Origin of the sequence: Paenibacillus endophyticus (genome assembly GCF_014192395.1) — a bacterium.
GTDB classification, from domain to species: domain Bacteria; phylum Bacillota; class Bacilli; order Paenibacillales; family Paenibacillaceae; genus Pristimantibacillus; species Pristimantibacillus endophyticus.
Map to the genome: position 1 here is coordinate 173,860 of NZ_JACHXW010000014.1, position 6,000 is coordinate 179,859.

At 47.1% G+C, this 6,000-nt stretch carries 3 protein-coding genes and 6 tRNA genes; 1 reads left to right on the top strand and 8 read right to left on the bottom strand.

What is annotated here, in order from left to right:
* Nucleotides 1-253 precede the first annotated feature (253 nt).
* Nucleotides 254-2,464: a GH32 C-terminal domain-containing protein gene (locus FHS16_RS20930; protein WP_183567210.1), complete on the bottom strand. Its 2,211-nt coding sequence runs from the start codon at nt 2,462-2,464 to the stop codon at nt 254-256.
* Complete coding sequence (locus tag FHS16_RS20935) at nt 2,461-4,155, bottom strand: glycoside hydrolase family 172 protein (RefSeq protein WP_183567213.1); 1,695 nt, start codon at nt 4,153-4,155, stop codon at nt 2,461-2,463. The genes FHS16_RS20930 and FHS16_RS20935 overlap by 4 nt, the downstream gene beginning before the upstream one ends.
* Nucleotides 4,156-4,293: 138 nt before the next feature.
* Here FHS16_RS20935 and FHS16_RS20940 point away from each other — a divergent pair, with 138 nt between their 5' ends.
* On the top strand, nt 4,294-5,121 hold the full coding sequence (locus tag FHS16_RS20940; protein WP_183567215.1) for a MerR family transcriptional regulator: 828 nt from the start codon (nt 4,294-4,296) through the stop codon (nt 5,119-5,121).
* Between the two features lie 195 nt (nt 5,122-5,316).
* Here FHS16_RS20940 and FHS16_RS20945 read toward each other — a convergent pair.
* The 6 genes from FHS16_RS20945 to FHS16_RS20970 all read right to left on the bottom strand — a co-directional run bounded on the left by FHS16_RS20945 (nt 5,317) and on the right by FHS16_RS20970 (nt 5,995).
* Nucleotides 5,317-5,398 (bottom strand) — tRNA-Leu (locus tag FHS16_RS20945).
* A 156-nt stretch (nt 5,399-5,554) separates the two neighbouring features.
* Nucleotides 5,555-5,631 (bottom strand) — tRNA-Arg (locus tag FHS16_RS20950).
* 24 nt (nt 5,632-5,655) lie between these two features.
* A tRNA-Cys gene (locus FHS16_RS20955) sits at nt 5,656-5,729 on the bottom strand.
* A 7-nt stretch (nt 5,730-5,736) separates the two neighbouring features.
* Nucleotides 5,737-5,811 (bottom strand) — tRNA-Gly (locus FHS16_RS20960).
* 7 nt (nt 5,812-5,818) lie between these two features.
* Nucleotides 5,819-5,893: transfer RNA gene (locus FHS16_RS20965), tRNA-Gln, on the bottom strand.
* Nucleotides 5,894-5,919: 26 nt separating this feature from the next.
* A tRNA-His gene (locus FHS16_RS20970) sits at nt 5,920-5,995 on the bottom strand.
* Nucleotides 5,996-6,000: the final 5 nt, after the last annotated feature.

Sequence of the window (6,000 nt, forward strand, 5' to 3'; positions counted from 1 at the left end):
AAGCGATAAAGTATTTTTCGTCCCTAAAGCCTATTTTTGAGCCGCCTGCCTTATCTCCTGAATTGTTTCAGGCTAGACCTCGTTATATTATCACCACCTTATCAACAAGCGCTTTTAACCGCACAATTGCATCACTACATACGCAAACGCTTTCATTTTATATTATAATTGATATTTACAATTGTTTTAAAAAAAAGCAAACCCTATGTCAGTTGACATAGGGTGCGCAAAATCAAGTCCCCTTTTCTTCCAGTCAATCGTCGTAGGCAGACTTCATTTCCCATATCTCAAGCGACTTGACCGCAGTGGACGCATCACCTAGAAGTTTCAGCCCTTGTGCATCATGCCGGAACGGGAATATACGTGTTGTCAGACTTTTTGTTCCGTTAATGTAAGACTCGATCATGGATTTATCCAGATAGATGTGCAATTGAAGATTATCGCCTTCCAAATCTACCGGGCCGCCTTCAATGCCTTTCTCCACATCTGGTTCCAAACTCGACTTGTTTCGATCTGCCATGAATCTTCCATTCGAACTGTCATAGTACAGCAAAGTCTCTTCCATCTCGTCAGGTGACACACGAACTTTGATCCCACACCGTTCAGCCTCGCCAGGTTTAAGCTCAAGCTTGATCTCCAGCATATCGCCTTTTATTGCTCTCAGCCGTTCATCTGCCATATCAAGCGAGAGGTCTGACAATTCGAGTAGTTTACGGCCTCGTAAGGTCTCAAGCTCCGTGACAGGCTTAATGCCTGGCCGACCGTCCGAACGCAAGCCAATTTCCACAGGAAGGCCAGCATTGCCAAACCAACCAAGATCCCGGCTGATTCTCGGGCTCATGGCGAAAATAACGGTGAACAGAATGATTCTTCCGCTTGGATCCACGAACCCGCTTGGTCCAATCCAATGCTCTCCCACATCGAACACCTGCGGTTCCTCATCGTCAGGAATAAAGATCAGACTGTCCCGATCCCAAGTGCCAATCCAGTAGAAAATATATTTGCAGTAGTGCGGGCTTGCGTGCAAGAACCAGGGATTAACGATGAAAATATGCTTCTCTTCACCTTTATCGGTCTTATAGAAAGGGAACAGGAGCGGCAGTTCCCATGCATCACCTGTCTTCGGGTACTTTTGCGAATCACCGACATAAATCGGATTGCGGTAGGTCCAATCGATCATGTCTACCGATGTGTACAACAATGCCGTGCCGCCTTTTCCTGGTATACCGGAAGTTACGATCATATACCATGTTCCGTCTTCCTTCCATACAAAAGGGTCCCGGAAATTTCCACGAAGGCCTACTCCTTCCGGCAACACTGCGACATATTCCGGGTGCTTGATCCATTCGACCAGATCATTATTCCCATCCTGCCCGAATGTACTTCTCGCCATGGCTACTGATTGGTCTGGATCCTTTCTTTTGTCTCCTGCGGCATAGAAGATAACCGGAACACCATCGTCATCGACCGCCGTCCCGCCGGACCAACAGCCATCAGGGTCGATTTCGCCTTTTTCCGGAGACAAGGCAAACGGCACATCGCGCCAGCGGAGCATGTCTGGGCTAACTGCATGTCCCCAATGGATTTGATTCCAGTAGGGTCCCTGAGGATTATGCTGGTAGAAGATATGGTATTGACCGTTAAAGTACATCGGCCCATGCGGCTCATTCATCCAATGCTCCGGCGGAATAAAATGAAATTGCGGCCGATGTCTGTCGCCGTCATACCGGTTTCTGCACTGGACCGTTTCCGGCTTGGCGTCTGGTAGTCGCCCAAAGTCGGCATTGATCTCCTCAGCCGATAAGGCCGCATCGTACAATCGAAGCTCATCGATGATACCGCTGAACATATTGGTTGTAAAAACGCCCTGCAGCACACTCGGATTATTGTTCTTGCCGACGAGCAGATCGATAGGCGGCAGCTTTATTTCAAAATGTTTCGGAATACTTCGCAATGCCACTTGTATTCCGTTCAAATAGAGAACTAATTGACCATTCAACCCATCAAATACGGCGGCGACATGCGACCACGTATCTCTTGGGATCGTAACTGCCTCTGACCAGACCTCGTACCACGCATCGCCGTTCCCGATCTGGAAAGACCACGCGCCATGTCGAAACATTCCCAGCACAAATCCCGACTTCGTCTCCCTGTCATGTTGATTGACAATTGTGGAAAGTCTCCCCCCGTCTCCGTGCTCATACGAACGAGGCGCAACCCAGCATTCTATCGTGAACGACTTGAATGTACGCGTATCGGATGGTGCGGAAATCCAGGTCGAGTAACCGTCGAACAGAAGTGCATTGCCTGTTACCCCCTTCACCCAAAGCGGGTCACTGGTCGGTTTATATTTCGCCCCATTAAATACATAATGAATATTGTCCTCACGTCCTGTGCATTGCTCACGAACCCGATTGCCTTTGCCTTCGTCAAAGCTCCAGTGCGCGAATAGATTTTGTTTCATAACGAATCCTCCACTTTGGCATTCATATATTTTGGTTCTTCATCATTTAGCGTGTCATAACCGATGCGTTCTTGTAGTTCGATGGGCACATACCGGTCTATCGTTCCGCGAATCTGGTACCAGTACACGGTGGCGGCATACAAGCATCGATTGCCATCCTCCCAATCATTCGCTTTATATTTCTCGATGAAGCCTTCGAATGAATGCATGAATGGAATATTATCGCAGATATGAAACCGATTCACTGATGTATGGCCATTGCCGTCGATTTCGACATAGGGCTGACAAGCAAACGCACTGTCGAACATGGGGAATGGCGGCTCAGCAGCCCAAGCGTACCCGATGTAGTCTTCGCTGCCTGTTCCGAAAGTTGAAGGAAAGGTCTCACCGTCTACGAAGAACTTCTCGTCTCCTTCTCCCCACCACCAATCGATTGTTTTGCGGTCCTCTCTTCCGTACCACCAAGTATCAGGATCTTGTTCTGGTTTTTTCCATGCATTATAGACATGAAGATGAACGCCGCAGAACCGACCCGGGCCTTCAGCCAGCAGCAGAGGCCAATCCGGCCATCGGTCTCCGCCCTCCGCAAACCGCTCCTTCTCCAAATCGAGAAAAGCGTCCCGGTGCCATTTGGCATGGAATCGCAGCAGCTTGTCCGCCTGCTCCTTCGTCACGTCAACGAGCCGGATATCGATCAAAAGCGTCTGCAGTTCGAGGCCGTCATTTGCAATTTCAATGATAGCGCCTTCCGAAAAGGGCATGTACCAGTTGCAATAGAATTCATTTGCGTCCATACCCAGCGGCAAGGCGCGATATGGCTTAATTCCGGGAGCGCTGCCAAAGAAATCACCTAGCGGCGCCCAGACAGACGGTTTATCTTCACGATCCCACTTCATGGAGATTACCATTTGCCTTAGTGCAATTCGCTGCTGCTCCTCCGTTTGGTGAGCTAGCTCTGTTCGTATCCGGATCATGGAGATAGCTCCTGCACCTGCATGGTCCAGGGCAACCGATTTACCGCCAGCTGGTACGGGCAAGCTTATAGTCCGATCATTATGCGGCTGATGCTGATGCGGTCTGTGCCTTCCCCGATCCTGCAACAATCTATCCGCCTCTGCAAGAGCAATAGAGGAGTCCTTGTCGAACTTTCCAGTAAAATTCGGCAGCTGAACCTCCTTTGGGAACTGCGTATACGTAAAGTGATAATAGCTTCCCCAATCCTTGTCGAGCACCACTTTGCAATGCTTTTGGAAGGGGATAGGGATATAACTGTTTCTCCCACGAGACAATGTAGGTGCTATATTCGGAAAATTCGCCGGACTTCCCTCATCACTGAACTTTTCAAAATAATCGCGAAAAGGCTTGTCGATGGCCGGTTCCTTATTATTGTCGAGATAAATCCGAATATGCCCCTCACCCGGCAATGCCGACCAGACACGCCAGATGACTCCCGGCCCCTCTAATTCACAGGCTACAATACCGCTATCTTCCCCACGAATATAGCCGCCACCATCGTCATTCGCCCCCCAGTTCTCATAGCGACGAGTATCCTCATTGTAGACAGAGCTTCGATCAAAGCTTGAGAAGCTTCCGCTTCTTTCGCCCGGTACAGGCGGATCGGCCAGCACCTCAAGGTTGAACAAGCGTTCGACCAAGTCGCGATACGTATATGATGTTTGGACGGGTTGCATGCTCGCACTTCCTTTCATTCGTAAGTTAGATCTTGCCTTGATCATTTGTAGAATAACCCTTATAGTAACCATAAGGTCAATAGGTCTTTAATCGTCTGTCGATAAAATTCGGATCGTCCAGTGTAGGGGGCGTAATGCGTGAAGAAAAAGTTCAAAATCGGAGAACTTGCTAAAATAAAGAGGATCGATGCCCAAACCTTAAGGTATTATGACCATATCGGCGTTTTATCTCCTGCTCTCATAAATGAACAAAATGGCTACCGTTATTATTCTGAAGAGCAATTTCTTGAAGTTGACCATATTAAATTTCTCAAATTGATTGGATTATCGCTGGAAGAGGCAAAGCAATTCAGGGAAATAACAAGTTTGAATGAAGCCATGCGCAAGCTTAAAATTCAACAAAATCAATTCGAGGAAAAAATCGCTAAAATGAAAACCGTTGCGAAGAGGTTTTCTATCATTTTAGATACGATTGAGGAAAAGAGTTGTTATTCTGAAAAGTTTAAGAATGAAATTGAGATTAAAGAATGCGGTTCGATTCGAGGGGTTATCGGAGACTGCCAAACCGTCAGAGACTGGTTTGATTTCGAGTCCAAATTACAAGAATTAATAGTCCGCTTCCCGAATTACTCGGAGGTCGGTCATAATCACGGACTTACCTTTATTTATAACGAAAAATATTTGCATACAACGAATGATCAATACATTGATAAGGTCATCCTGCCTCTTGAAAAAGAGTTCCGAGGCGATGCCAACGTTGAAGAATATCCCCTTGGCGTCTGCATCGTCGCCTATCATAAAGGTGAAAACGACAAACTCATACACGTCTTCACGAATATTAGGGAGTACATTGCAGCTCATAAATTGTCTATAAGAGGCGATATTGTCATGACCTCAATTATTAGTACGTTTATTGTGAATAATGAAAGCGAACATTTAGTCGAGATACGAATTCCATTAATGTAGACCAATGCATGGAGTATTCTAAAACTACTGTTTGTAATATAAGACGAAGCATTTCTTTCCAGTTGATTCTTTTCACATTAACTACCACTTGTAATTCAGTTCCAAATCGGCATCAGCCAACACATGAATATAGTCATTACAATATAAAAAAAGCTCATCAGAGAAAATAACTCTAATGAACTGTCATTTATAAGATGGTACCGGCGAGAGGACTCGAACCTCCACGGTTTCCCAAACGATTTTGAGTCGTTCGCGTCTGCCATTCCGCCACGCCGGCACATTTGGATGATCTCCATCGCTCCTCTAGATATAGGAGAGAACTTCTGAAACTGTTTTTAAAGAACCCAGTAATACTGAGGCTCTAGCGGTTATATCTTTGACTTCCGCTCACGATTTTGAGTCGAGCGTCTGCCATTCCGCAATTCAGTGAAAATGGCGTGCCCTAAGAGATTCGAACTCCTGGCCTTTTGATTCGTAGTCAAACGCTCTATCCAGCTGAGCTAAGGGCACGTACGATACTGCTGTAAAATATTCTGGAGGCGCCACCTAGACTCGAACTAGGGGTAGAGCTTTTGCAGAGCTCTGCCTTACCACTTGGCTATGGCGCCATAATTATGGAGCGGAAGACGGGAATCGAACCCGCGACCCTCGCCTTGGCAAGGCGATGCTCTACCGCTGAGCCACTTCCGCATAACAATGGCTGGGGATTCAGGGATCGAACCTGAGAATGACGGAGTCAAAGTCCGTTGCCTTACCGCTTGGCTAATCCCCAACATCAAGCATTTGTTTTAAAATTAATGGGGCGATCGAGGGGAATTGAACCCCCGAGTGTCGGATCCACAAACCGATGCGTTAACCACTTCGCCACGACCGCCATAT